The sequence below is a fragment of the Neisseria gonorrhoeae genome (genome assembly GCF_003315235.1).
GTDB lineage: Bacteria > Pseudomonadota > Gammaproteobacteria > Burkholderiales > Neisseriaceae > Neisseria > Neisseria gonorrhoeae.
The window spans coordinates 129963-155331 of the sequence record NZ_QNRU01000002.1; the positions used below are offsets into that span (position 1 = coordinate 129963).

The following is a 25369-nucleotide window of genomic DNA, read 5'->3' on the forward strand; positions in this document are numbered from 1 at the left end:
ACCTAGATTCCCGCCTGCGCGGGAATGACGAATCTATCCATACGGAAACCTGATCCCGTCATTCCCACGAAAGTGGGAATCTGGAACGCGAGATTGGAGCAAGCGTTTTATCCGATAAGTTTCCGCACCGACAGACCTAGATTCCCGCCTGCGCGGGAATGACGAATCTATCCATACGGAAACCTGATCCCGTCATTCCCACGAAAGTGGGAATCTGGAACGCGAGATTGGAGCAAGCGTTTTATCCGATAAGTTTCCGCACCGACAGACCTAGATTCCCGCCTGCGCGGGAATGACGAATCTATCCATACGGAAACCTGATCCCGTCATTCCCACGAAAGTGGGAATCTGGAACGCGAGATTGGAGCAAGCGTTTTATCCGATAAGTTTCCGCACCGACAGACCTAGATTCCCGCCTGCGCGGGAATGACGATTCGAAGCAACTGTAGGTCGGATAGGTTTGCCTGATTGACGGCAAAGATAACAAATGCCGTCTGAAACCCGTTTCAGACGGCATTTTCTGCGCCTAGTCGTGGATAAAACTTACCCCGTGAAGCTGCGACTGCATAATCGCCGCCTTCATCGCCGACAACGCCTTCGGACGGACAAAATTACGGCGATACGCCAATACGACCCGCCGGCTTGGCGGCGTACCTTCAAACGGAATAATGCTGAACAGCATATGATCGTTCTCGGTCAGCGCGGTTGCCGGCAACACGCTGATTGCCAAACCGCTGGCGACCATATGGCGGATTGTATTGATCGAGCTGCCCTGCAATGTATTGGTCAGCCCCTGTATGCGCTGTTTCGCCGCCAATTCGGAACAGCTTGAGAGTACCTGATCCCGCATACAGTTGCCTTCCGTCAGCAGCAAAACCTGCTCCTCACCCAGCATCCGGGGCGAAACGGCATCCAGTTCCTCAAATGAATGCCCTTTCGGGACAATCACGAAAAACGGTTCGTCATACAAGGGTTCGGTAACAATGCCCGGCTCTTGAAACGGTTCGGCAACGATAATCGCGTCAACGTCCCCGCGTTTGAGCGACTCGGTCAAAGTATGCGTGTAATTCTCTTCCAACATCAAAGGCATTTTCGGTGCAGTACGGCGCAAAGAGACAATCAGTTTCGGCAGCAGGTATGGCGCAACCGTAAAAATCAGCCCGAGTTTGAACGCACCCTCCAGCTCGTTTTGTTCTTCATTTGCCAAATGCCTGATAAGCTCCGCCTCTTTCAATACCTTACGCGCCTGTGCAACGATACGTTCCCCCGCCTCGGTCGTAATAATATCGTTGCTGCTCCGGTCAAACAAAGAGACGGCAAGCTCTTCTTCCAATTTCTTAATGGCAATAGACAAAGTGGGCTGGCTGACAAAACAACGCCGCGCCGCCCGGCCGAAATGACGTTCTTGGGCGACTGCGACGATGTACCGCAATTCGGTTAAGGTCATGTCCTATACCTTTTTCTGTTCCGGCAAAGTGATGTTCAACTCAAGCACATCCATACCATCCTGCTTTTCTTGGGAAATACGGATATTGTCTAATGAAACATTCACATATTTGGACAGGACTTCCATCAACTCTTTACGTAAAGTCGGCAGGTAATCCGGAGTCTGACCTTCTTGGGCGCGCTCTTGGGCAATGATGATTTGAAGGCGGTCGCGGGCAACGGTTGCCGTTTTCTGCTTTCTACCGAATAAAAGTTCGATCAATGACATACCTTATCCTCCGAACAGACGTTTGAAGAAGCTTTTTTTCTCAGCTTCCAAGAAACGCATTTCACGGTTTTCGCCCAAAAGACGGGCAATAACGTCCTTATATGCCTCGGAAGCCGCTACGCTGTCCTGATGGATGACCGGTTCTCCGGAATTGGATGCCTGCAAGACGTTTTGGGATTCGGGAATCACACCCAGCAAAGGAATACGCAGAATATCGCAAATATCCTGTACAGACAGCATTTCGCCTTTTGCCACACGTTCGGGAGAATAACGCGTAATTAACAGATGTTCTTTAACCGAACCGCCTTGCTCCGCCTTACGGGATTTGCTTTGCAAAATGCCCAAAATCCTGTCGGAGTCACGCACACTGGAAACCTCAGGATTGGTCGTTACAATGGCTTCATCAGCAAAATACAACGCCATCAATGCACCCTGCTCAATACCAGCAGGAGAGTCGCAAATAATATACTCAAAGCCCATTTTCTTGCCGGACAGCTCCTGCATCACTTTTTCTACGCCCTCGCGTGTCAAAGCGTCTTTATCCCGAGTCTGGGAAGCCGGCAAAATAAACAGGTTTTCACAATTTTTATCTTTAATCAAAGCCTGGTTGAGCGTCGCCTCACCCTGAATGACATTGATCAGGTCATAAACGACACGACGCTCGCAACCCATAATGAGGTCGAGGTTGCGCAAACCCACATCAAAATCAATTACCGCAGTTTTATATCCGCGTAATGCCAAACCTGTTGCAATACTTGCACTGGTAGTCGTTTTACCGACACCGCCCTTGCCTGAAGTTACTACAATAATTTTTGCCACAATATTTCCTTTTTAAAATATCAAACAATTACTCTGAGCCAATTGCACTGATAACCAATCGGTTATCCTGCAACAATATCTGTACCGGCTGCTTGTGCAGATGGTCCGGCAAATCCTGTTCAAAATTACGGTAAATCCCCGCGACAGAAACCAACTCCGCCTGCATGGAGTGGATAAATATGCGGGCAGAAGTATCACCTTTGGCGCCGGCCAAAGCACGCCCTCTCATCGGCGCATAAATATGCATATTGCCATCTGCAATCAATTCCGCCCCCTGGTTGACCGCCCCCGTAACAATCAAATCGCCATCTTCGGCATAAACCTGCTGACCGGTACGGACAGGGGATGTAATCAATACTGTTTTCCTTGCTTTCTGACCATCCTCCGTTTTCTGCACCTCAACCTGACCCAGTTCTTTAACATTTTCCGAATGAGACAGACAAAACAGCAAATGATACTTCATAGCCACAGCAGCCCAACGTTCATTAGAATGCTTCAGACCCAAAATTTGCATACCATGCCTTGAAAACAACGAAACCAATGCAGCAAGATCCAAAGACTCGGGATAATCAAATTCTTGAACATCCAGAACAAATGGAACAACACCAGACTCTTGAAACTTCTTGCCCAATTTGACCAGCACATCTTCCAAATCAAACAAGTCTGATGTATGCAAAGATATAGACAATACGTCCATCTTTGTCGACTTTATATCGAAGGCATTCATTATATAAACCATCATAGAATTTTTTAATGATGTAAGTTTACCGCGCAAACCTTAGCTATTCAATTAATATTTTAAACATAATAGCCAATACCATATTATCTATCAGATATTGCAAAAATAACGCCACCTGCTTTTCGGCAGATGGCGTTATATGACTAAAATTACTCAGCAGCCGGTTTGTCAACCAATTCAACCAGTGCCAGAGGTGCATTATCACCTTTACGGAATCCGTATTTCAACACTCGAACATAACCACCGTTACGAGCAGTAAAACGAGGACCCAAATCGCCAAACAGTTTTACTACAACATCACGGTCGCGAGTACGGTCAAATGCCAAACGGCGGCTTGCCAATGACGGCTTTTTACCCAATGTAATCAACGGCTCTACTACACGGCGCAATTCCTTGGCCTTAGGCAGAGTTGTTACAATAGTTTCGTGAGTCAATAATGAATTCGCCATATTACGCAGCATTGCAGCACGATGACTGCTGGTACGGTTTAATTTGCGATTGCCATTACGATGACGCATATCAATTATCCTTTAATTCTTCATTAAGGCTTTTCCAAGCCTACAGGTGGCCATGCTTCCAACTTAGAACCCAGTGTCAAACCTTTAGATGCCAATACTTCCTTAATCTCATTCAAAGATTTACGTCCCAAATTCGGCGTTTTAAGAAGCTCGGTTTCAGTGCGTTGAATCAAATCGCCAATATAATAAATATCCTCAGCTTTCAAACAATTAGCTGAACGTACTGTCAATTCCAGATCATCCACCGGATGCAAAAGAACAGGGTCGATAGGAGGTGATTTTTCTTCAACCTCCTCCACAGGAGTACCCTGCAAATCAGCAAAAATAGACATCTGATCAATCAAAATACGTGCCGCACTGCGTACAGCTTCCTCAGGATCAATAGAACCGTCGGTTTCGATATCCAAAACCAATTTATCAAGATCCGTCCGCTGCTCTACACGTGCAGGTTCAACCTCAAAGCTAACACGGCTGATGGGCGAAAAGCTCGCATCCAACTGGATTGCACCAATCTGACGGTTCTCATCACGAACTACCTGACGACCTGAAACAGATTGATAACCACGACCTTGCTCTACTTTAATTTCCATTTCAATTTGACCGTTATCAGCCAAATGACAAATGACATGACCAGGATTCAGAATTTCTACATCATGCGGCAACTCAATATCACCGGCAGATACGACACCTGAACCTGATTTCTTCAACACAAGTTGAACTTGGCTACGACCATGGAGTTTAAACACAATACCTTTAATATTCAGCAAAATGTCAACAACATCTTCCTGAACACCACCAACAGTAGAATATTCGTGCAATACACCGGCAATAGCTACTTCAGTAGGAGCAAAACCATTCATGGATGACAGTAAGATACGGCGCAAAGCATTACCTAAGGTATGACCGAAACCACGTTCAAATGGCTGCATAGATACTTTTGCACGAGTTGCAGAAAAAGTATTTACATCAATTTGACGAGGTTTCAAAAATTCGGTTGTGCTATTCTGCATTTAACTGTCCCTCACTGAGCTAGCATTATTTAGAGTAGAACTCTACCACCAGCTGTTCATTAATATCACCGGTCAATTCAGAGCGATCCGGCATGTTTTTGAACACACCCTCAAGTTTATCTGCATCTACAGAAACCCAACCCGGCAAGCCGATTTGAGTTGCCAAACCCAATGCTTCTTGAATACGTACCTGTTTTTTGGCTTTTTCACGAACTGAGACAACATCACCAGCTTTCACTTGGAAAGAAGGAATATTGACAACTTGTCCATTTACAACTATAGCCTTATGAGAAACAAGCTGTCTTGCTTCAGCTCGGGTAGAACCGAAACCCATACGATAAACGACATTATCCAAACGAGATTCCAGCAACTGCAACAGCAACTCGCCGGTAGAACCTTTACGGCGATCAGCTTCTGCGAAATAACGACGGAACTGACGTTCTAATACGCCATAAATACGGCGGATTTTTTGTTTTTCACGCAACTGCAAACCATAGTCTGACAAACGCGGTTTTTTTGCACCATGCTGACCGGGAGCGGAATCAATTTTACATTTAGAATCCAAAGAGCGGCGCGCACTCTTCAAAAACAAATCCGTACCTTCGCGACGTGCCAACTTACATTTAGGGCCAATATAACGTGCCATGTTTCAAATCACTCCAATATTAAATACGACGTTTTTTAGGCGGACGGCAACCGTTATGAGGCAACGGGGTAACGTCAGTAATGCTGGTAATCTTGAAACCAAGAGCATTCAAAGCACGTACAGAGGATTCGCGACCTGGACCTGGACCTTTAATACGAACCTCTAAATTTTTAACGCCATACTCTTGGGCAACTTTACCAGCTGCTTCTGCTGCAACTTGTGCTGCAAATGGTGTACTTTTACGAGAACCTTTAAAACCAGCGCCGCCAGAGGTAGCCCAAGACAACGCATTGCCTTGACGGTCAGTGATTGTAATGATGGTATTGTTGAAAGATGCATGAACGTGCACAATACCCTCACTCACGGTTTTACGTACTTTTTTACGTACACGTGAAGCTGTGTTTGCTTTAGCCATTAATAAAATTCCTTAAAATTTATTTCTTACCAGCAATCGCTTTACGCGGACCTTTGCGAGTACGCGCATTTGTACGAGTGCGTTGACCGCGGCATGGTAAGCCGCGACGATGACGGAAGCCACGATAGCAGCCCATGTCCATCAATCGTTTGATACTCATAGTTACTTCACGACGCAAATCACCTTCTACTTCATACTTGGCAACTTGATCACGCAAAGCATCTAATTGAGTCTCGTCCAAATCTTTTGCTTTAGTATCAGGCGCAATATTTGCAGCCTCACAAATCAATTTAGCACGAGTAGCACCAATACCGTAAATAGCCTGAAGACCAATTACGATGTGTGCGTTATTAGGGATATTTACCCCTGCAATACGAGCCATGTTTTTTCCTTTTTAGAGCAAATTTTGTCACTATATCACAGAATCACATTAAAAGAAATATTCCATTAACCTTGACGCTGTTTGTGACGGGGATCAGTACAAATCACACGAACTACACGATTTCGACGAATAATCTTGCAATTTCGGCAAATTTTCTTAACAGATGGTTGTACACGCATTTTATTTTCCTTTTATTGGTTTATCTTGCTCTGAAAACGATTCGAGCCCTAGTTAAATCATAAGGTGTCAGCTCTACTGTGACCTTATCTCCCGGAGAAATACGAATGTAATGCATCCGCATCTTCCCAGAAATATGACCCAATACAATATGGTCATTCTCAAGTTTTACTTTAAATGTTGCGTTAGGTAAAGTTTCAAGAATTTCACCTTGCATTTGGATAGTATCTTCTTTCGCCATAATTCTATTTCCGAGAAAATGATTTCATTTCTGAACGAGTCATTAACTTATCATACTGTTGAGTAAGCCTATACGAATTTATTTGTGTACTAAAATCCATCGTTACAACAACTAGAATCAACAAAGACGTGCCACCCAAATAAAAAGGTACATTTAAAACCGTAGTTAAGAACTCTGGAATTAAACAAATAGTTGTAATATAAAGAGCTCCAAACAATGTCAAACGTAATACAACTTTTTCTAAATACCTAGAGGTCTGCTCACCAGGTCTAATCCCAGGAACAAAAGCACCACTCTTTTTTAAATTCTCTGCCATTTCTTTAGGACTAAAAACCAAAGCCGTATAAAAATAACAAAAGAAAATAACTGTCGCTGCAAATAAAGCCATATACAGCAATTGACCGTGTTGTAACAATCCAGCTATTTTGTGCAAAACACTATTTGTATCAGCCGAACCAAACCAACCTAAAAGAGTAGATGGAAATAGAATAATACTGGAAGCAAAAATTGGGGGAATAACACCAGCCATATTCAACTTGAAAGGCATATGCGTATTTTGACTACCCACCCTACCATTAAACTGGCGTTTTGCATAATGAATAGGAATCTTCCGCTGTGCACTTTCAAAGTATACAACCAAATAAATTAATAATAAGGCACCAAATACAATAAGCAACGCCGTAAGCATGCTCATAGAACCTTGGTTCGTCAGTGTAACCAGCTTTGCAATACCCGAAGGAATACCTGAAGCAATACCTGCCGTAATGATTAAAGAAATACCGTTCCCGATACCCCTTTCAGTAATTTGCTCCCCAAGCCACATAAGAAACATGGTTCCCGTTACCAAAGAAACTACCGTGGAAACATGAAACTCAAATGAACTTGTTACAACAATTCCTTGCTGAAATACGAAAGATGCAACACCTAGACTTTGAAGAATTGCTAACAAAACAGTACCATACCTAGTATATTTCGTAATTACCTTTCTACCAGCCTCCCCTTCTTTTTTTAAAGCCTTCAATGATGGCAAAATTTCAGAAGCGAGCTGTACAATAATAGAAGCTGAAATATATGGCATAATTCCTATTGCAAATATACTAAAGCGCTCTAACGACCCACCGGAAAACATATTCAATATTCCCAGGATGCCGTTTCCAGCGCTTTCGTATAATTTAGCTAAAGCAACAGCATCAACCCCAGGTACGGGTATATGGGCACCAATTCGAAAAACAATCAATGCTCCAAATAGAAACAAAAGACGTTTCTTAAGATCTCCAAACTTGGATGAACCTGATGACGTTTGTTGATTAGCCACAATATTAAACCTTACATTTCAATCTTACCACCAACATCCTCGATAGCAGCTCTCGCACCTTTGGTAACTTTAATACCCTTCAAAGCAACTGCCTTAGAAATTTCACCAGAAGCAATAACTTTAACATTAGAGACTGTAGATGCAATCAGACCTGCTTGCTTTAAGACTAAAATATCAATCTCATTAACAGCAATTGATTCCAGTTCACTTAAACGAAGCTGTGCATTAGCTGATACTGTTAAAGATTTAAAACCTCTTTTAGGGAGGCGTCGTTGCAAGGGCATTTGACCACCCTCGAAACCCACCTTATGAAACCCACCAGACCGGCTCTTTTGACCTTTATGACCACGACCACCCGTTTTGCCAAGACCACTACCAATACCGCGTCCAACACGACGACCAGCATGCGTAGCACCAACAGCAGGTTGAATTGTATTCAAAAACATATCAAGACTCCACTTTCAACAAGTAGCTGATTTTATTAATCATACCACGGTTTTCAGAGGTATCTAAAACCTCTACCGTATGCTCGCGACGACACAAACCTAAACCGCGTGCACATGCACGATGAGATTCAATTGTACCAATCAGGCTTTTAACCAATGTAACCCTAATCTTTTTTTGTTCAGCCATGGTTAACTCCCAAAATGTCTTCCACTGTCAAGCCACGTTTGGCTGCGATATCAGCAGGAGTATGCAACTTAGACAAACCATCTAATGTTGCACGTACGATATTATATGGGTTAGTAGATCCGTGCACTTTGGCGGAAATATTATGAATGCCCATAGCATCAAAAACCAAACGCATAGGTCCACCGGCTTTTACGCCACTACCCTCTTTAGCAGGCTGCATAAATACTTTAGTAGCACCATGTCGACCAATAACCTCATGATGGATCGTACCATTTTTTAATGGTACCTTAATCATAGAGCGTCGTGCTTGATCCATCGCCTTTTGGACTGCAACAGGCACTTCTTTTGACTTACCTTTACCCATACCAATACGACCATCTCCATCACCAACAACAGTTAGCGCAGAGAAAGCCATAATGCGACCACCTTTAACTACTTTGGTTACACGGTTAACTGCGACCATCTTTTCAATCAGACCGTCACCGCGTTCTTCAATTTCATGTTTTGCCATCTGAAAGTCTCCAAATATTTAGAAGCTTAAACCATTTTCACGAGCAGCTTCAGCCAAAGCCTTCACACGACCGTGATATTGGAAACCTGAACGATCAAAAGCAACCTTTTCTACACCTGCTGCTTTAGCCTTCTCAGCAATACGTTTACCAACTATTGCAGCTGCTTCAACATTGCTTCCAGATTTCAGACTACCGCGCACCTCAGCTTCCAATGTAGAGGCTTGAGCCAATACTTTATCACCTTCAGCACTAATTACTTGAGCATAAATATGATTATTGCTTCGGAACACACATAATCTTACCATTTTCAAGTCCGCAATACGAGCACGGGTTTTGCGTGCACGACGGAGTCGGGTTGTATGTTTATCCATTAGTGAACCTCAATTATTTTTTCTTGGCTTCTTTCATTACCACTACTTCGCCTACATAGCGAACACCTTTACCTTTATAAGGCTCAGGAGCACGGAACGCACGAATCTCAGAAGCAACTTGACCAACAACTTGTTTATCCGAGCCAGTTAAAACAATCTCTGTTTGGCTAGGAGTTTGAACGGAGACACCTTCAGGCATTTCATATACGATCGGATGAGAAAAACCCAAAGACAGATTCAAGATTTTACCTTGTGCTTGAGCACGATAACCCACGCCTATCAATTGTAATTTCTTCTCAAAACCTTCTGAAACACCTTTAACCATATTGCTGACTAATGCGCGAGCAGTACCAGACATTGCATTTGCTTGTTTACTGCTATTATTCGCAACAAAAGTCAATTTGCCATCATTAAATTCAATGGCTACATCAGAATGCAAAGGAAAAGACAATTCACCGTTCTTACCCTTAATAACCAATGCCTCTGTTCCAAATTTTACTTCTACACCAGCGGGAACCGTCACTGGGTTTTTTGCGACACGTGACATTTCTTTTCCTCCACTAGGCTACAATGCATAACAACTCACCACCAACACCTTGAGAACGTGCTTTACGATCAGTCATTACACCTTTAGAAGTACTAACGATAGCAATACCCAAGCCATTCATAACACTTGGAATCTCACTAGACGCTTTATAAATACGCAAACCGGGGCGAGATACACGCTTGATTTGTTCAATTACAGGACGACCTGCATAGTATTTTAATTGAATTTCCAATATAGACTTTACGTCAGATGAAACTGCGAAGTCCTCAATATATCCTTCTTCTTTCAATACCTTTGCAATAGCACACTTTAATTTTGAAGAAGGCATTGCAACTGCTGCTTTATTAGCACGTTGCGCATTGCGGATACGAGTCAACATATCGGAAATAGGATCATGCATACTCATTCTTAATTACTCCTATTACCAGCTGGCTTTAACAACACCCGGAATTTCGCCACGCATGGCGATTTCACGGATTTTAATACGACCCAAACCAAATTTACGGAAAGTACCACGAGGGCGACCTGTCAAAGCACAACGACGACGTTGACGCACAGGTGCCGCATTACGAGGAATGGATTGAAACCTCAAACGAGCCTCAAAACGCTCTTCCTCAGTTGCATTCGAATCATTGATTACCGCTTTAATTGCCGCGCGTTTAGCCGCATATTTTTTAGCCAAAGCTTGACGTTTCAGATCACGATTAATAAGTGCTTTCTTAGCCATGATTATCCTTTGAACGGAAATTTAAACAATGACAATAAAGCTTTCGCTTCCTCATCGGTTTTTGCTGTAGTAGTAATAGTAATATTCAAACCACGCAAAGCATCAATTTTATCGTATTCAATTTCCGGGAAAATAATTTGCTCACGAACACCCATATTGTAATTGCCACGGCCATCAAATGATTTACCGCTCACACCACGGAAGTCACGTACGCGAGGTAATGCAATAGTAATCAAACGATCCAAGAATTCAAACATTTGATCACGACGCAATGTTACTTTGCAACCAACCGGATAGTTATCACGGATTTTAAAACCTGCGATAGATTTACGGGCAACAGTAACAACCGGTCTTTGACCGGCAATTCTCTCTAAATCGGAAACAGCATGTTCCATAACTTTTTTGTCAGCAACAGCCTCACCCACACCCATATTCAAGGTGATTTTTTCAATACGCGGGACTTCCATTACTGATTTGTAACCAAATTGTTTAACCAATTCAGGAACAACTGTCTCTTTATAAAACTCTCTCAACCGAGCCATGTTATCTCCTTATGCTCCAATGATAGAGCCATTTGATTTGAAGAAACGAACGCGTTTAACTTTGCCTTCATTTTCAATCAGCTTAATACCAACACGGTCCGCTTTATTAGTTTCCGGATTCAGGATTGCGATATTAGAAATATCCAAAGGCATTTCTTTAGTAATAATACCGCCCTTAATGCCACGCATTGGATTAGGTTTTTGATGGCGTTTTACAACATTAACGCCCTCAACAACAACTTTACCACCCAACACTCGAACTACTTGACCCTGCTTACCTTTATCCTTACCAGCAATTACTACAACCCTATCGCCTTTAATGATTTTATTCATCGTGCTATTCCTTATAATACTTCAGGTGCCAATGAAACGATTTTCATAAATCGCTCAGTACGCAATTCACGGGTTACCGGACCAAAGATACGAGTACCCAAAGGTTCAAGTTTATTATTCAGCAACACGGCGGCATTGTTATCGAATTTAATTAACGCACCATCAGGACGACGCACACCCTTAGCAGTACGAACAACTACCGCATTATATACATCGCCTTTTTTGACACGGCCACGCGGAACCGCATCTTTAACTGCCACTTTAATAATATCGCCAACAGAAGCGTAGCGACGCTTAGATCCGCCCAATACCTTGATACACATTACGCGACGCGCACCAGAGTTATCAGCCACATCTAAGATGGTCTGCATTTGAATCATATTATTACCTTTAAATTAACCAACTTAATTTACCACTTTCAGATAACTTACAGCAAAGCCGCTGCTTATTAAATGAAACCTTGCGGTTCAAGTAAACCAGTCTTGGATCCCGAAAGGGAAGAAACTTCCAGAAGAAACTGGAAGACAGGAAACGAAGTTTACACGCAAATTAAATTTGCTGCAATACTTCGTTTCCCATTCCAAGCACGTTGCTTTAATTCTTAAATAGAACGTGCTTTCTCAACCAACTCACTGACAACCCAAGATTTAGTTTTTGACAATGGACGGGATTCCGATATAACAACCACATCACCAATTCCATATTGATTATTTTCATCATGGGCATGGATTTTAGTAGATAATCGAATAATCTTACCATACAGCGAATGTTTTACTTTACGCTCAACCAATACTGTTACGGTTTTATCCATTTTGTCGCTTACTACTTTGCCTTGCAAAGTACGAACATTTTTAGTTTCGCTCATTACTTAGCACCTTTTTCAGTTAAAACGGTTTTAATACGAGCAATATCGCGACGTACACGTTTCAATTCACTTGGTTTGCCTAATTGACCGGTAGCGTTTTGCATACGTAAGCCAAACTGAGCTTTCAACAAGTCCAACAAATCTGCATTCAACTGCTCAACGGATTTGTCTTTCAATTCATTTGCTTTCATTATTGACCCACCTGTCTTACTACAAAGGTTGTAGGAATAGGCAATTTGGCAGCAGCCAACTCGAATGCTTCACGAGCCAGTTCCTCTGGAACGCCATCCATTTCATACAACACTTTACCTGGTTTAATTTCGGCAATGTAATATTCCACGTTACCTTTACCGCCACCCATACGAACTTGAATAGGCTTTTCAGTAATCGGTTTGTCAGGGAATACACGAATCCAAATACGACCACCACGTTTGATGTGACGGGTCATTGCACGACGAGCAGCTTCGATTTGACGGGCAGTCAAACGACCACGACCTACGGCTTTCAAGCCGAACTCACCGAAACTTACCTTATTACCGCGAGTAGCGATGCCGGTATTGCGACCCTTTTGTTGCTTACGGTATTTCAGTCTAGTTGGCTGCAGCATTACGTCTACCTGCCTTTCTTTGTTTACTCTCATGTTCAGGTTTGGAAGATTTAATATTGCCTTCCGTATAAACCCAAACTTTCAGACCCAATACACCATATGTGGTGTGCGCTTCGCTGGTTGCATAATCTACATTTGCACGTAAAGTATGCAGTGGCACGCGACCTTCACGATACCATTCGCTACGGGCAATATCCGCACCATTCAGACGGCCTGAAGTCATAATCTTAATGCCTTTAGCACCAGAACGCATTGCATTTTGCATTGCTCGTTTCATAGCACGACGGAATTGAACGCGTTTTTCCAACTGCTGGGCGATACCGTCAGCAATAATTTGAGCATCCAACTCAGGACGGCGAATCTCTTCAATATTTACATGAATAGGTACACCCATCAAGACTTGCAAGTCACGTTTCAAAACTTCGATATCCTCACCTTTTTTACCGATAACCACACCCGGACGAGCGGAGTGAATGGTAATGCGTGCAGATTTTGCAGGGCGTTCAATAATTACTCGACCAACCGAAGCATTGGCCAATTTTTGACGCAAATAATTGCGAACATCGATATCCTGCTTCAAAACAGTAGAAAAGTCGGTACTTTTAGCAAACCATTTTGAAGCCCAGTCTTTAGTTACCGCCAGGCGAAAGCCTGTAGGGTTAATCTTTTGTCCCATAGCTTTTCCTTAGTTACCCACTGTCACATTGATATGACAAGTTTGTTTTTCGATGCGGTTACCGCGACCTTTGGCGCGAGCTTGAAAACGTTTCAAGCTTGGACCTTTGTCAACAAAGATAGTTACCACTTTCAGTTCATCAATGTCCGCACCGTTATTATGCTCAGCATTAGCAATAGCTGACTCCAATACTTTTTTGATCAGCTCGGCACCTTTTTTAGGGCTGAAAGCCAAAATATTCAAAGCTTGGGCAACGTCTTTACCACGAATCAAATCAGCTACCAAACGAGCCTTTTGAGCAGAGATACGGGCATTTTTATGTTGTGCATTTACTCTCATGATTCACCTTATTTCTTTTTAGCCTTTTTATCGGCCAGGTGGCCTTTAAAGGTACGGGTCAATGAGAATTCGCCTAATTTATGACCAACCATATTGTCGCTGATAAACACAGGCACATGGGTGCGACCGTTGTGCACGGCAATGGTCAGACCGATAAAATCAGGCAGAATGGTAGAACGACGAGACCAGGTTTTAATCGGGCGTTTGTCGTTGCTTGCGCGAACAGCATCTACTTTTTTCAGCAAATGCAGGTCTACATATGGGCCTTTTTTCAATGAACGAGCCATACTAATTAACCTTTATTTGAGTAACGGCGACGAACAATCATATTATCCGTGCGTTTGTTATTACGAGTGCGGTAGCCTTTAGCAGGAGTACCCCATGGACTAACCGGTTCGCGGGCTTCGCCGGTACGGCCTTCACCACCACCATGCGGGTGATCGACGGGATTCATGACAACACCGCGTACGGTCGGACGAATACCGCGCCAACGGTTAGCACCGGCTTTACCGATTTTTTTCAGGCTTTGCTCTTCGTTACCGACTTCACCGATGGTCGCACGGCAATCTACGTTGATTTTACGAACTTCGCCAGAGCGCAGACGGACTTGAGCGTATGCACCTTCTTTAGCCAACAATACCGCAGAAGCACCGGCAGAACGTGCGATTTGAGCACCTTTACCGGGTTTCATTTCGATACAGTGGATAGTCGTACCAACGGGAATGTTGCGGATCGGCAGGGTGTTGCCTACTTTGATGGCAGCTTCAGCACCGGAAACCAATACGACACCGGCTTGAATACCGCGAGGAGCGATGATGTAACGACGCTCGCCGTCTGCATAGCACAACAGTGCGATGAAGGCAGTACGGTTAGGATCGTATTCGATACGCTCTACTTTAGCAGAAATGCCGTCTTTGTTACGTTTAAAGTCTACAACACGGTAATGGTGTTTATGACCGCCGCCTTTGTGACGGGTGGTGATATGACCATTATTGTTACGGCCGGCAGTAGAATTTTTCTTTTCAAGCAAGGGTGCATAAGGTGCACCTTTGTGCAAACCTTCTGTTACCACGCGAACCATGCCGCGACGGCCTGCAGAGGTCGGCTTCATTTTAACGATTGCCATTTTGTTTATTCCTTATCTGCAGCTGCAGCAGCGGCTTCCAAATCCAACTCTTGACCGTCAGCCAAGCTTACATAAGCTTTTTTAACATCGCTGCGGCGACCCAAAATACGACCAAAACGCTTAGTTTTGCCTTTAGTGGTAACGGTAGTTACAGAAGCAACTTGAACACCGAACAGCAGCTCGACAGCAGCTTTGATTTCAGGTTTGGTTGCATTTGCCAAGACTTTAAACGTCATTTGGTTGCATTTTTCAGCCAATACGTTGCTTTTTTCAGAAACGACAGGCGCCAAGATTACTTGAGTCAAACGTTGTTGATTCATACCCATTGCTCCTCTAATTGTGCAACCGCATCTTTAGTGATGATTACTTTTTTATAACGCAGCAAGCTGTAAGGATCAACTTGTTGAGCTTCCAAAACCAATACGTTTGGCAAGTTGCGTGAAGCCAAGTAAACATTCTCGTCGAGCCGTTTGGTTACAAACAGCACTTGCTCCAGAGCCAAATTTTTTACTTGTTCGGCAAAAACTTTGGTTTTGGGAGTTTCGGCAGTCAACGCCTCAATCACAAACAAACGCTCGTCACGCGCCAATTGGGACAGGATAGTCGCCATACCGGCACGGTACATTTTACGGTTTACTTTTTGAGTGAAGTTTTCGTCGGGTTTGTTCGGGAACGCGCGACCGCCTTTACGCCACAGCGGAGAAGAAGTCATACCGGAACGGGCGCGGCCGGTACCTTTTTGACGCCATGGTTTTTTGGTTGAGTGTTTTACTTCGGCACGGGTTTTTTGAGCACGGTTACCAGAGCGGGCGTTTGCCAAGTAGGCATTTACCAGCTGGTGAACCAACGCTTCATTGTATTCGCGGGCGAACAAAGCATCAGAAACAGACAGGCTGCCTGAAACTTGTCCTTTAGCGTCAATTACTTTCAATTCCATTACGCACCTACTTTCACGCTGGGACGAACTACAACATCGCTGTTGACCGCACCCGGAACAGCACCCTTAACCAACAGCAGTTGGCGTTCTGCATCAACACGGACAACTTCCAATTTTTGAACAGTTGCTTTGGTGTTGCCGTATTGGCCGGCCATGCGCTTACCGGGGAACACGCGACCCGGGTCTTGCGCCATACCGATAGAGCCTGGAACGCGGTGAGAACGGGAGTTACCGTGGGAAGTACGTTGGGCACCGAAGTTATGACGTTTGATCGTGCCGGAGAAACCTTTACCTTTAGAGGTACCGGTTACATCGACCAGTTGACCGACTTCAAACATAGAAACGGTGATTTCGTCACCGGCTTTCAATTCAGCCAGTTTTTCTTCAGTCAAAGCAAACTCAATCAAACCGCGACCGGCTTCAACACCTGCTTTTGCAAAGTGTCCGGCTTCGGCTTTGTTGACACGATTGGCTTTTTTCTGACCAAAGGTAACTTGAACGGCGGTATAGCCGTCAGTATCTTTGGATTTTACTTGTGTAACGCGGTTGGCAGACATATCCAAAACGGTTACCGGAACAGAAACACCCTGCTCGTCGAACACGCGGGTCATACCAACTTTGCGTCCAACCAGACCTAAAGTCATGATTATTTTCCTTTTAAAGTAAAGGGACAGGCTGCGATTGGCCTGTCTTTCAGACAAAGTTAAACTTGGCAAAAATGTACCAAGCTTGACATTATATCCGACAAGTCAAAGAAATATCAACAGAAATATCAGAAATATCTTCAATATGCCGTCTGAAGCGTTTTGAATCTTCAGAAGGCATGGGGTCGGATGCTTTTAAAGTGTCGGTATCCGACCATCACGGCGTATGCATCTTTCTCCGACAAACCGGGATGACGTGCGTGTCCTGCAAGATCTTAACCGCCCGCTCCAAATCATGCCGTTCTTCCAAATTCAATTCTTTGTTGTTTAAAATATAGTGGATTAAATTTAAATCAGGACAAAGCGACGAAGCCGCAGACAGTACAAATAGTACGGCAAGGCGAGGCAACGCCGTACCGGTTTAAATTTAATCCACTATATCTTTAAAGACATTAGTAGGCTCATCATCTTTCCTTTATTTACTTGAGAATAAAACATCATCCATCCTTAGAATCAGATGGATGCTTCTGCCCAAACCAAGCCCGATTCTACCTTTTTTCGGGGGGCAAGCCTTAGGAAAGTTATGGATAAAAAATATCCTGTTTTGTTCACTAAAAAATGCCGTCTGAAAATTCTTGAGGCACAAAATAAGCCGATTTCACCGACCGCACTGTTTTTTGATTTTGTTGTTTTGCCTTAAATCTGTTTGCCGCCGCATATTTTCAGACGGCATAACATAAAAAATCCCCAAGCATTGATTGCTTGGGGATTTTCGACAGTCCGAATTATTGGACTTTGATTTCTACATCAACACCGGCCGGCAAATCCAGCTTCATCAGCGCATCGGTAGTTTTATCGGTCCAATCCACGATGTCCATCAGGCGCAAATGGGTGCGGATTTCCAATTGTTCACGGGAAGTTTTGTTCACGTGCGGAGAACGCAAAATGTTGAAACGCTCGATTTTGGTCGGCAAAGGAATCGGGCCTTTTACAACAGCACCGGTACGTTTTGCAGTTTCAACGATTTCTTGTGCAGAACGGTCAATCAGGGCGTAATCATAAGCTTTCAGGCGGATACGGATTTTTTGGTTTGCCATTTATCAATATCCTTCAATTAAGCGATAACAGAAGAAACCACGCCGGCACCCACGGTACGGCCGCCTTCGCGAATCGCAAAGCGCAGACCTTCTTCCATAGCGATAGGCGCAATCAGTTCTACAGTAATGGTTACGTTCTCACCCGGCATTACCATTTCCACACCTTTTTCCAAAGTAACCGCGCCGGTTACGTCAGTGGTACGGAAGTAGAATTGGGGACGGTAGTTGGCGAAAAACGGGGTATGGCGGCCGCCCTCTTCTTTGCTCAATACGTACACTTCTGCTTTGAACTTGGTGTGAGGAGTGATAGTACCCGGTTTGGCCAATACCTGACCGCGTTCTACGTCTTCACGTTTGGTACCGCGCAGCAATACGCCTACGTTGTCGCCCGCCTGACCTTCGTCCAGCAGTTTGCGGAACATTTCAACGCCGGTACAGGTGGTTTTTTGGGTTTCTTTCAGACCGACGATTTCAATCTCGTCACCAACGTGGATGATACCTCGCTCTACACGGCCGGTGACTACGGTACCGCGGCCGGAAATGGAGAACACGTCTTCGATAGGCAGCAGGAATGGTTTGTCCACGGCACGCTCGGGAGTCGGGATGTAGCTGTCCAATGCGGTAGCCAGTTCGAAGATTTTTTCTTCGTAAGCGGCATCGCCTTCCAAGGCTTTCAGTGCGGAACCTTGTACGATCGGGCAGTCGTCGCCGGGGAAGTCGTAGCTGGACAGCAGGTCGCGGATTTCCATTTCAACCAGTTCCAACAGCTCGGCATCGTCGACCATGTCGCATTTGTTCATGAACACGATGATGTAAGGTACGCCTACTTGACGGGCCAGCAGGATGTGTTCGCGGGTTTGCGGCATAGGGCCGTCGGCAGCAGAACATACCAGGATTGCACCGTCCATTTGTGCGGCGCCGGTAATCATGTTTTTAACGTAGTCGGCGTGACCCGGACAGTCTACGTGTGCGTAGTGGCGGGTTTCGGTTTCGTATTCTACGTGCGAGGTGTTAATGGTAATACCGCGTGCTTTTTCTTCGGGTGCGTTGTCGATTTGGTCGTAAGCTTTTGCAGCGCCGCCGAATTTTTTAGCTAAAATAGTAGTCAAAGCGGCAGTCAGGGTGGTTTTACCATGGTCAACGTGACCGATGGTGCCAACGTTTACGTGCGGTTTGCTACGTTCGAATTTTTCCTTAGCCATGAGCTAATTCCTTTACATTAAAGATCGATTAAAGAACAATGCCATCTGAAAAATCATTTCAGCCTTTCAGACGGCCTATTTGCCTGATTAGCCTTTACGGGCTTCAGTTACAGCAGCAGCTATGTGGGCAGGAGCTTCAGAATATTTCTTGAACTCCATAGAGTAAGTAGCGCGGCCTTGGGTTGCAGAACGCAGGTCGGTCGAGTAACCGAACATTTCTGCCAGAGGTACTTCGGCACGGACTTTTTTACCGCCGATACCGTCATCATCCATACCCAATACAACACCGCGACGGCGGTTCAAGTCGCCCATTACGTCGCCCATGTATTCTTCCGGAGTTTCCACTTCAACTGCCATAATCGGCTCAAGCAGGGCAGGAGATGCTTGACGCATACCTTCTTTAAACGCTTGAGAAGCAGCCAATTCAAATGCCAATTGGGAAGAGTCGACATCATGGTAAGAACCGAATACCAGACGGATACGTACGTCAACTACAGGATAGCCGGCAACGATACCGTTAGGCAACGTATCGCGGATACCTTTATCGACAGACGGAATAAATTCGCGAGGAATCACACCACCTTTAATTTCATCGATAAACTCGTAACCTTCACCACCCGGTTCCATAGGTTCCATTTCAATCACAACGTGACCGTATTGACCTTTACCACCGGATTGTTTTGCATGTTTGTATTCAGCTTTAACGGCTTTGCGGATAGTTTCACGGTAAGCCACTTGAGGTGCACCGATATTTGCTTCCACACCGAATTCGCGTTTCATACGGTCAACAATAATTTCCAAGTGCAGCTCACCCATACCGGAAATAATGGTTTGACCGGATTCTTCGTCTGTACGAACGCGGAAAGAAGGGTCTTCTTTAGCCAAGCGGTTCAGGGCGATACCCATTTTCTCTTGGTCGGCTTTGGTTTTCGGCTCAACGGCAATATGGATTACCGGCTCGGGGAATTCCATACGTTCCAAGATAATCGGCGCGCTTTCCGCACACAAGGTTTCACCGGTAGTAACGTCTTTCAGACCGATAGCGGCTGCGATGTCGCCAGCGCGTACTTCTTCGATTTCAGTACGGTCTGCGGCAGTCATTTGCACCAAACGACCGATACGTTCGCGAGTGCCTTTTACAGAATTCAGTACGGTATCGCCGGATTTTACTACGCCTGAGTAAACGCGGATAAAGGTCAGCTGACCGACGTATTTGTCGTTCAACATTTTGAATGCCAATGCAGAGAATTTCTCTTCATCGCTGGCTTGACGGCTGTCGGCTTCTTCAGTGTTAGGATTAACACCTTGAACCGGAGGAATATCGGTAGGAGCTGGCAGCAATTCTACAACTGCGTCCAACATACGTTGAACACCTTTGTTTTTAAATGCAGAACCGCACAGCATAGGCTGAATTTCGCCTGCCAAAGTACGTTGACGCAACGCGCCTACGATTTCTTCTTCGGCCAGATCTTCACCGCCCAAGTATTTGTCCATCAGTTCTTCGCTGGCTTCGGCTGCGGCTTCAATCATATTTTGACGCCATTCTTCGGCAGTTTCGACCAATTCGGCAGGAATATCGCCATAGGTAAAGGTTGTACCTTTATCGGCTTCATTCCAGATGATAGATTTCATTTTCAGCAAATCGACAACACCGGTGAAACTGTCTTCCGCGCCTACCGGAATGACGATAGGTACGGGGTTTGCGCGCAAACGGGTTTTCATTTGCTCGACAACGCGGAAGAAGTTGGCACCTTGGCGGTCCATTTTATTGACAAACGCCAAGCGCGGAACTTGGTATTTGTTGGCTTGCCGCCATACGGTTTCAGATTGCGGTTGAACACCGCCCACCGCACAGTAAACCATTACCGCGCCGTCCAATACACGCATAGAACGCTCTACCTCTACGGTAAAGTCAACGTGCCCCGGGGTGTCGATGATGTTGAAGCGGTGCTCGGGGAATTGTTTCGCCATACCGGACCAGTAGGAAGTAACGGCAGCGGAGGTAATGGTAATACCGCGCTCTTGCTCTTGTTCCATGTAGTCGGTAGTAGCCGCACCGTCATGCACTTCGCCCAGCTTGTGGGTCAAACCGGTATAGAACAAAATACGTTCTGTCGTCGTGGTTTTACCCGCATCGATATGGGCGGAAATACCGATGTTGCGGTACAGGCTGATCGGGGTCTTACGAGCCATTTTATTAGCCTTTCAAAATTAGAAACGGAAGTGAGAGAATGCTTTGTTGGCTTCAGCCATACGGTGTACTTCTTCACGTTTTTTCAACGCACCGCCACGGCCTTCGGACGCATCAATCAACTCGCCTGCCAAACGCAGATCCATGGATTTCTCACCACGTTTGCGGGCCGCGTCGCGAACCCAACGCATTGCCAAAGCCAGACGGCGTGAAGGACGAACTTCAACAGGAACTTGGTAGTTTGCACCACCTACACGGCGGCTTTTCACTTCCACGATAGGTTTGGAGTTTGCAATGGCTTCGTTAAATACTTCGATTGCTGCTTTGCCGGTTTTTTTCTCAATCTGTTCCAACGCACCGTAAACGATACGCTCGGCAACGGATTTTTTACCGTCAATCATCAATACGTTCATGAATTTGGTCAACTCGACGCTACCGAATTTAGGATCTGGCAGTACGTCGCGCTTGGGGACTTCTCTACGTCTTGGCATTTTAATTTCCTTTAATCTATTCAGTCGGGTCTATTCCCATGAATACCCAATTGAGTATTCACTTACTCGGCCGTTGTTCAGCTTAGGCGGCCGACGTGCCTATTTGAGTCCCGGTAATTATTTAGGACGCTTAGCACCGTATTTAGAACGGGCTTGTTTGCGGTCTTTAACACCTGCAGTATCCAAAGAACCGCGTACAGTGTGGTAACGTACACCCGGCAAGTCTTTTACACGGCCGCCGCGAATCAGTACGACGCTGTGCTCTTGCAGGTTGTGGCCTTCACCGCCGATATATGAAATGACTTCAAAACCGTTGGTCAGGCGGACTTTACATACTTTACGCAATGCAGAGTTAGGTTTTTTAGGGGTAGTCGTGTATACACGGGTGCACACGCCGCGTTTTTGCGGGCAGGCTTCCAGTGCGGGCACTTTGTTTACGTACACGGGCTTTTGACGGCCTTTGCGTACCAATTGGTTGATAGTTGGCATATTTTCTCGTCCTGTTGAGTTAAATACTTGCCGACACCATGTCGGCAAGAGTGGAATTATATTTTTATTGCAAGCAGACAGTCAAGCATAACGACAAGAAAAAAGATGATTTTCTTGTTTGCCGATAAATATTTACCGACATCCCTCACAATCAGTCGGACGGCTGGAGAAAATACTGTCAATACGTTTTTTCCATACTGACAAACCATCCCTTGCCGCTGTGCGAATAAAAGGCGGGCATATTGCTGTTGTTCTTGTTGTAACGGAAATTTATTTGGGGTGTAAATCCTTTCCACGACAGTTTTTTATGCCATAAAGCCGCGCTCATCCGATGTTAATCATCACGCCGAGTAAAATTGTAAATTAATGTTGCAGGGGCTTTAAATATCCGTTTCGTGTAACCCGCACCCAACTTCAGTCCAAGACCGCCGTCTAATATTTTCACCGTACCCAAACTTACACCATAACGCCGTGAAGCCTGCTCTTTCTCCACAGTATTATCAAACATACCGCTAATACCCCCGTACAACTGCCAAGCCGACATAGCGTAATAGCTGAACGTACCGCTCACCGAAATCGTTTTACTGTTGTAACGTTTTGCCAAATATTCGTCATGGTATTGTTTGCGGCCATACTGGAAAGATTGGGTGCTGCGCCATTTTTCATTCAGACGGCGGCTGTAATCCAACACAATACCCGTATTTGCCGTATAACGGTTATTGCCCAGCCGGTTTTGTTTGACAAAGGGCCGGAATCCCCACTCTAGACGGCTATTCCGATAACGGTAGCCTACTTCGGCATGAAACGCCTGTTCGCTAAAATCCCGGGCATTCCAATAATGCACACCGGAACCGCTGATGCCTAAGCGGGCAAAGTGATTGCCTGCCATGTTAAACATCCGATCAACGCCCAGTTCGTACCTTATCCCGTTGGCGCGTTTGGGCAGGCTGTCTTCCGATTTTATCCATTTCCGGCCGTTGATGACGATGTCCCGTGAAAGGGACGCATTGTTTACATTATCTGTTTGTTCATAGTTCATATTGAACGAAGGATGCCACGCCTGCACCGCTTCCGCCTGACGGATATATTCCCGTGCAAGCTGCCGCATATCGGGCGGCAACACCTCCTCGGCCCGGTGCAACTGAACCAATGCCTCACGATATTGTTTGTCTTCAAACAGCATCACGCCCAAATCAAAACGGGGATAAACAAGATCGGGTCTTTCCGACAACAACTCACGGTATAGATCGGCCGCCTCGAACATCGCCGCCTGCCGCGCTTTTAGGAACTTCAGACGGCATTGCATCGCGAACCGGCGGCACATCCTCTGCAAACGGCAGGAGGGCGAGGCTTTCCCCTTCAGACGGCATCGCAGCCCGACTACCGACGTTAATCGGTTCGACAGGCACGCCGATATCCTCGGCAAACGTCGCCGAAGCGATTAGGTATCCCATAAAAAAGATATTTTTAGATTTCATCAATTTCATAACAAATTCAAATAAAATGCCCAGCAACGCCATTTTTCTTTTCGTATTGCCCGGCCTTATGTTCAGTAAGAATCAACTGTTTTAAAAGAAATTATTGCTGTTTTGAGGTATTGCATTGCCGCTTGGCAGTATTCGATTTGGCGGACTGTTTTTTGAAGAAAATGCCGTCTGAAACTTCAGACGGCATCTTGCCCGGACAAACGGCACTAAATAGAAATAGTGCTTTCTCTATTTCTTCTCGCCGCCGAAACCGATAACAGCTTGATGTTTATGCTCTTGGCTTACAGCACCTGCTACTTCATTAGCCGCTTCGCCGAAAATACCCAAATGATACTTTTTAATCTCATTATCCTTCTCTAACATAGCCACCCCTTCGTTCACGCCGAAATAAGAAACCCGGTCTTTCAACCCCAAGCTGGAGCCGGACTCTCGATAAGGGATTCTCTCAATAGCAGCTTCTTCTAATTTGATCTTGCCATATTGTTCCATTCCTTCAATTGAGCCAGAGCCTTTTCTACGATCAAAATCAATTGTGTATCTAAATACGCCATTATGGTTATCTAACGATTCTTTGGATAAAACCCCATTACCGCCAAATGCCCGACCTTCATATTGAAAGCTCCCAGCCTTGGGTAATTTGTCTTCATCTGTTGCCACGCCTCTAATGTCGCCCAGATACAAGTCAAAAGGAATCTCTTCAGGATTTTGTCCATCCTCTTCTATAGGATTACCGTCTTTTCGACTGTAGCCAAAATAGCCTCTAACCACAGAATACGGTTGCTCATAAACCCAAGTTTTTAATAGCGCATAATTCTGTTCTTTATCCGCACCGTAAAACTCAATCTTTTGCTCACTCAAACCTTTGGGGAGAACATCTAGTTCCCCCCCTTACTACCTTCGTATTTTTTACCATTAACATATACATCCATCTTCTGAAGTTGTTCCTTACTAAACGGCTCTTCGCCGTCTAGAAATAGCATTGCCTTGACAGATTCACCCTTACCGAGCTTACCTGCATATTGTTTTCGCACTCCTGTATATTCATCACCTTTAACCTTTAATACTTTGGCTTGCAATTCTTTTGGTACATCTTTTAATGATGATTTCTTCAGATATTCAATAACTTTTTCATCTTTCGCATCAACATTTGCATTGTCTTTCAGTTGTTCCGAAACGCTTGGTTGAACCGACATAGATGAATCGGAACCGCCACCCGCGCACGCTGTTAGCCCCATAGAAGCAATAACAGCAATAACAAGTTTATTCATTGCTGATTGAGATACTTTCATTTAGACTCCCCCAAACTTTGTTAAAAAAACTTAAGCTTTAAGTCTGGGAATTCTACCCCCCCACCGTGCGAAATTTTTAAAGTATTTTTGCAATATTTAACACAATAACCTTCGGATTTAACTCGTTCTATTCGATGCATAATTTGACGGCACGAAGATATGGGACACTTATCGGGCTTATATCCACACGCCTCAAAATGACGAAAACGCTTGTTTTTGCCTTAATCGGACAAAGAAAAACCGCAAGCTCAAGGCTTGCGGTTTTTTATTGAATGAACGCGCCGAAGA

The 25369-nt window shown here is 44.9% G+C and carries 40 protein-coding genes and 2 pseudogenes; 1 reads left to right on the forward strand and 41 read right to left on the reverse strand.

Going from position 1 to position 25369, the window contains the following annotated elements:
- Window positions 1–526: 526 nt before the first annotated feature.
- The 32 genes from oxyR to rplC all read right to left on the reverse strand — a co-directional run bounded on the left by oxyR (window position 527) and on the right by rplC (window position 16835).
- Window positions 527–1447, reverse strand: coding sequence for a LysR family transcriptional regulator OxyR (gene oxyR / locus DFR77_RS01710; RefSeq protein ID WP_003690049.1), 921 nt, complete (start codon window positions 1445–1447; stop codon window positions 527–529).
- A 3-nt stretch (window positions 1448–1450) separates the two neighbouring features.
- Window positions 1451–1714 (reverse strand): cell division topological specificity factor MinE, encoded by a 264-nt coding sequence (minE, locus tag DFR77_RS01715; RefSeq protein WP_003690052.1) that lies wholly within the window; start codon window positions 1712–1714, stop codon window positions 1451–1453.
- 3 nt (window positions 1715–1717) lie between these two features.
- Window positions 1718–2533, reverse strand: coding sequence for a septum site-determining protein MinD (gene minD / locus DFR77_RS01720; RefSeq protein ID WP_003690053.1), 816 nt, complete (start codon window positions 2531–2533; stop codon window positions 1718–1720).
- 28 nt (window positions 2534–2561) lie between these two features.
- Window positions 2562–3275, reverse strand: coding sequence for a septum site-determining protein MinC (gene minC, locus DFR77_RS01725; RefSeq protein ID WP_003690056.1), 714 nt, complete (start codon window positions 3273–3275; stop codon window positions 2562–2564).
- Between the two features lie 146 nt (window positions 3276–3421).
- Window positions 3422–3790: a 50S ribosomal protein L17 gene (gene rplQ, locus DFR77_RS01730; protein WP_002233417.1), complete on the reverse strand. Its 369-nt coding sequence runs from the start codon at window positions 3788–3790 to the stop codon at window positions 3422–3424.
- A gap of 23 nt (window positions 3791–3813) precedes the next feature.
- Window positions 3814–4800 (reverse strand): DNA-directed RNA polymerase subunit alpha, encoded by a 987-nt coding sequence (locus DFR77_RS01735; protein ID WP_003690059.1) that lies wholly within the window; start codon window positions 4798–4800, stop codon window positions 3814–3816.
- Between the two features lie 25 nt (window positions 4801–4825).
- Entirely contained in the window at window positions 4826–5446 is a 621-nt protein-coding gene (gene rpsD, locus DFR77_RS01740) for a 30S ribosomal protein S4 (RefSeq protein ID WP_002215455.1), read from the reverse strand.
- Between the two features lie 19 nt (window positions 5447–5465).
- Window positions 5466–5861 carry a 30S ribosomal protein S11 gene (gene rpsK / locus DFR77_RS01745; RefSeq protein WP_002216249.1) on the reverse strand — a complete coding sequence of 132 codons (396 nt, stop codon included), beginning with the start codon at window positions 5859–5861 and terminating at the stop codon, window positions 5466–5468.
- A gap of 19 nt (window positions 5862–5880) precedes the next feature.
- Window positions 5881–6243, reverse strand: coding sequence for a 30S ribosomal protein S13 (gene rpsM, locus DFR77_RS01750; protein ID WP_002215453.1), 363 nt, complete (start codon window positions 6241–6243; stop codon window positions 5881–5883).
- Between the two features lie 65 nt (window positions 6244–6308).
- Window positions 6309–6422 carry a 50S ribosomal protein L36 gene (gene rpmJ, locus DFR77_RS01755; RefSeq protein WP_003697674.1) on the reverse strand — a complete coding sequence of 38 codons (114 nt, stop codon included), beginning with the start codon at window positions 6420–6422 and terminating at the stop codon, window positions 6309–6311.
- A 20-nt stretch (window positions 6423–6442) separates the two neighbouring features.
- A complete protein-coding gene (gene infA / locus DFR77_RS01760; protein WP_002215452.1) occupies window positions 6443–6661 on the reverse strand; it encodes a translation initiation factor IF-1 in 219 nt (72 codons plus the stop codon).
- 4 nt (window positions 6662–6665) lie between these two features.
- Window positions 6666–7976: a preprotein translocase subunit SecY gene (gene secY, locus DFR77_RS01765; RefSeq protein WP_003700747.1), complete on the reverse strand. Its 1311-nt coding sequence runs from the start codon at window positions 7974–7976 to the stop codon at window positions 6666–6668.
- An 11-nt stretch (window positions 7977–7987) separates the two neighbouring features.
- On the reverse strand, window positions 7988–8422 hold the full coding sequence (rplO, locus tag DFR77_RS01770) for a 50S ribosomal protein L15 (RefSeq protein ID WP_003690064.1): 435 nt from the start codon (window positions 8420–8422) through the stop codon (window positions 7988–7990).
- A 1-nt stretch (window position 8423) separates the two neighbouring features.
- The gene (gene rpmD / locus DFR77_RS01775; RefSeq protein ID WP_003690065.1) at window positions 8424–8609 is read right to left on the reverse strand and encodes a 50S ribosomal protein L30; all 186 of its coding nucleotides are present in this window, start codon (window positions 8607–8609) and stop codon (window positions 8424–8426) included.
- A complete protein-coding gene (gene rpsE, locus DFR77_RS01780) occupies window positions 8602–9120 on the reverse strand; it encodes a 30S ribosomal protein S5 (protein WP_002215445.1) in 519 nt (172 codons plus the stop codon). The genes rpmD and rpsE overlap by 8 nt, the downstream gene beginning before the upstream one ends.
- Window positions 9121–9138: 18 nt before the next feature.
- Window positions 9139–9492, reverse strand: a complete 354-nt coding sequence (rplR, locus tag DFR77_RS01785; RefSeq protein WP_002215441.1) for a 50S ribosomal protein L18 — start codon at window positions 9490–9492, stop codon at window positions 9139–9141.
- 13 nt (window positions 9493–9505) lie between these two features.
- The gene (rplF, locus tag DFR77_RS01790; RefSeq protein WP_003690068.1) at window positions 9506–10039 is read right to left on the reverse strand and encodes a 50S ribosomal protein L6; all 534 of its coding nucleotides are present in this window, start codon (window positions 10037–10039) and stop codon (window positions 9506–9508) included.
- 13 nt (window positions 10040–10052) lie between these two features.
- Window positions 10053–10445, reverse strand: a complete 393-nt coding sequence (gene rpsH / locus DFR77_RS01795; protein WP_002215438.1) for a 30S ribosomal protein S8 — start codon at window positions 10443–10445, stop codon at window positions 10053–10055.
- 15 nt (window positions 10446–10460) lie between these two features.
- Window positions 10461–10766, reverse strand: a complete 306-nt coding sequence (gene rpsN, locus DFR77_RS01800; protein WP_002216244.1) for a 30S ribosomal protein S14 — start codon at window positions 10764–10766, stop codon at window positions 10461–10463.
- A 2-nt stretch (window positions 10767–10768) separates the two neighbouring features.
- Window positions 10769–11308, reverse strand: coding sequence for a 50S ribosomal protein L5 (rplE, locus tag DFR77_RS01805; RefSeq protein ID WP_003690070.1), 540 nt, complete (start codon window positions 11306–11308; stop codon window positions 10769–10771).
- A gap of 9 nt (window positions 11309–11317) precedes the next feature.
- A complete protein-coding gene (rplX, locus tag DFR77_RS01810; protein WP_003690072.1) occupies window positions 11318–11641 on the reverse strand; it encodes a 50S ribosomal protein L24 in 324 nt (107 codons plus the stop codon).
- An 11-nt stretch (window positions 11642–11652) separates the two neighbouring features.
- Complete coding sequence (rplN, locus tag DFR77_RS01815) at window positions 11653–12021, reverse strand: 50S ribosomal protein L14 (RefSeq protein WP_003690075.1); 369 nt, start codon at window positions 12019–12021, stop codon at window positions 11653–11655.
- Window positions 12022–12242: 221 nt separating this feature from the next.
- Entirely contained in the window at window positions 12243–12506 is a 264-nt protein-coding gene (gene rpsQ, locus DFR77_RS01820) for a 30S ribosomal protein S17 (RefSeq protein ID WP_003690077.1), read from the reverse strand.
- Entirely contained in the window at window positions 12506–12697 is a 192-nt protein-coding gene (rpmC, locus tag DFR77_RS01825) for a 50S ribosomal protein L29 (protein WP_002215432.1), read from the reverse strand. Before rpmC ends, rpsQ begins: the two co-directional genes overlap by 1 nt.
- Window positions 12697–13113, reverse strand: a complete 417-nt coding sequence (gene rplP, locus DFR77_RS01830) for a 50S ribosomal protein L16 (RefSeq protein WP_002215430.1) — start codon at window positions 13111–13113, stop codon at window positions 12697–12699. Before rplP ends, rpmC begins: the two co-directional genes overlap by 1 nt.
- Window positions 13097–13789: a 30S ribosomal protein S3 gene (gene rpsC, locus DFR77_RS01835; protein ID WP_003690079.1), complete on the reverse strand. Its 693-nt coding sequence runs from the start codon at window positions 13787–13789 to the stop codon at window positions 13097–13099. The genes rplP and rpsC overlap by 17 nt, the downstream gene beginning before the upstream one ends.
- A gap of 9 nt (window positions 13790–13798) precedes the next feature.
- Window positions 13799–14128, reverse strand: coding sequence for a 50S ribosomal protein L22 (rplV, locus tag DFR77_RS01840; protein ID WP_002215424.1), 330 nt, complete (start codon window positions 14126–14128; stop codon window positions 13799–13801).
- 8 nt (window positions 14129–14136) lie between these two features.
- Entirely contained in the window at window positions 14137–14415 is a 279-nt protein-coding gene (gene rpsS, locus DFR77_RS01845; protein ID WP_003690082.1) for a 30S ribosomal protein S19, read from the reverse strand.
- A gap of 5 nt (window positions 14416–14420) precedes the next feature.
- Complete coding sequence (gene rplB, locus DFR77_RS01850; RefSeq protein ID WP_003690083.1) at window positions 14421–15254, reverse strand: 50S ribosomal protein L2; 834 nt, start codon at window positions 15252–15254, stop codon at window positions 14421–14423.
- Window positions 15255–15259: 5 nt separating this feature from the next.
- Window positions 15260–15574, reverse strand: a complete 315-nt coding sequence (gene rplW / locus DFR77_RS01855) for a 50S ribosomal protein L23 (protein WP_010359449.1) — start codon at window positions 15572–15574, stop codon at window positions 15260–15262.
- Window positions 15571–16191 carry a 50S ribosomal protein L4 gene (gene rplD / locus DFR77_RS01860; RefSeq protein ID WP_003690088.1) on the reverse strand — a complete coding sequence of 207 codons (621 nt, stop codon included), beginning with the start codon at window positions 16189–16191 and terminating at the stop codon, window positions 15571–15573. The genes rplW and rplD overlap by 4 nt, the downstream gene beginning before the upstream one ends.
- The gene (rplC, locus tag DFR77_RS01865; protein ID WP_002215400.1) at window positions 16191–16835 is read right to left on the reverse strand and encodes a 50S ribosomal protein L3; all 645 of its coding nucleotides are present in this window, start codon (window positions 16833–16835) and stop codon (window positions 16191–16193) included. Before rplC ends, rplD begins: the two co-directional genes overlap by 1 nt.
- Before the next feature lie 327 nt (window positions 16836–17162).
- On the opposite strand from rplC, the pseudogene DFR77_RS13620 reads away from it, so the two are divergent.
- Window positions 17163–17279 (forward strand): annotated as a pseudogene (locus DFR77_RS13620) (IS5/IS1182 family transposase); the annotation flags it as partial.
- Between the two features lie 341 nt (window positions 17280–17620).
- On the opposite strand, the gene rpsJ reads toward DFR77_RS13620, so the two are convergent.
- The 9 genes and pseudogenes from rpsJ to DFR77_RS01925 form a co-directional block, all read right to left on the reverse strand.
- On the reverse strand, window positions 17621–17932 hold the full coding sequence (gene rpsJ / locus DFR77_RS01880; RefSeq protein ID WP_002215394.1) for a 30S ribosomal protein S10: 312 nt from the start codon (window positions 17930–17932) through the stop codon (window positions 17621–17623).
- Window positions 17933–17949: 17 nt separating this feature from the next.
- A complete protein-coding gene (gene tuf, locus DFR77_RS01885; protein WP_003690212.1) occupies window positions 17950–19134 on the reverse strand; it encodes an elongation factor Tu in 1185 nt (394 codons plus the stop codon).
- An 87-nt stretch (window positions 19135–19221) separates the two neighbouring features.
- Window positions 19222–21327: an elongation factor G gene (gene fusA, locus DFR77_RS01890; RefSeq protein ID WP_003690097.1), complete on the reverse strand. Its 2106-nt coding sequence runs from the start codon at window positions 21325–21327 to the stop codon at window positions 19222–19224.
- Between the two features lie 18 nt (window positions 21328–21345).
- Window positions 21346–21816 carry a 30S ribosomal protein S7 gene (gene rpsG / locus DFR77_RS01895; protein WP_003690099.1) on the reverse strand — a complete coding sequence of 157 codons (471 nt, stop codon included), beginning with the start codon at window positions 21814–21816 and terminating at the stop codon, window positions 21346–21348.
- A 117-nt stretch (window positions 21817–21933) separates the two neighbouring features.
- On the reverse strand, window positions 21934–22305 hold the full coding sequence (gene rpsL, locus DFR77_RS01900) for a 30S ribosomal protein S12 (protein ID WP_002218431.1): 372 nt from the start codon (window positions 22303–22305) through the stop codon (window positions 21934–21936).
- 178 nt (window positions 22306–22483) lie between these two features.
- A pseudogene (locus DFR77_RS01910) lies at window positions 22484–23629 on the reverse strand (surface lipoprotein assembly modifier).
- Window positions 23541–23783 carry a hypothetical protein gene (locus DFR77_RS01915; RefSeq protein ID WP_010951359.1) on the reverse strand — a complete coding sequence of 81 codons (243 nt, stop codon included), beginning with the start codon at window positions 23781–23783 and terminating at the stop codon, window positions 23541–23543. The pseudogene DFR77_RS01910 and the gene DFR77_RS01915 overlap by 89 nt, the downstream one beginning before the upstream one ends.
- A gap of 237 nt (window positions 23784–24020) precedes the next feature.
- A complete protein-coding gene (locus tag DFR77_RS01920; RefSeq protein WP_003690102.1) occupies window positions 24021–24650 on the reverse strand; it encodes a factor H binding protein domain-containing protein in 630 nt (209 codons plus the stop codon).
- Between the two features lie 17 nt (window positions 24651–24667).
- Window positions 24668–25081: a hypothetical protein gene (locus DFR77_RS01925; protein WP_010360919.1), complete on the reverse strand. Its 414-nt coding sequence runs from the start codon at window positions 25079–25081 to the stop codon at window positions 24668–24670.
- Between the last annotated feature and the right edge of the window lie 288 nt (window positions 25082–25369).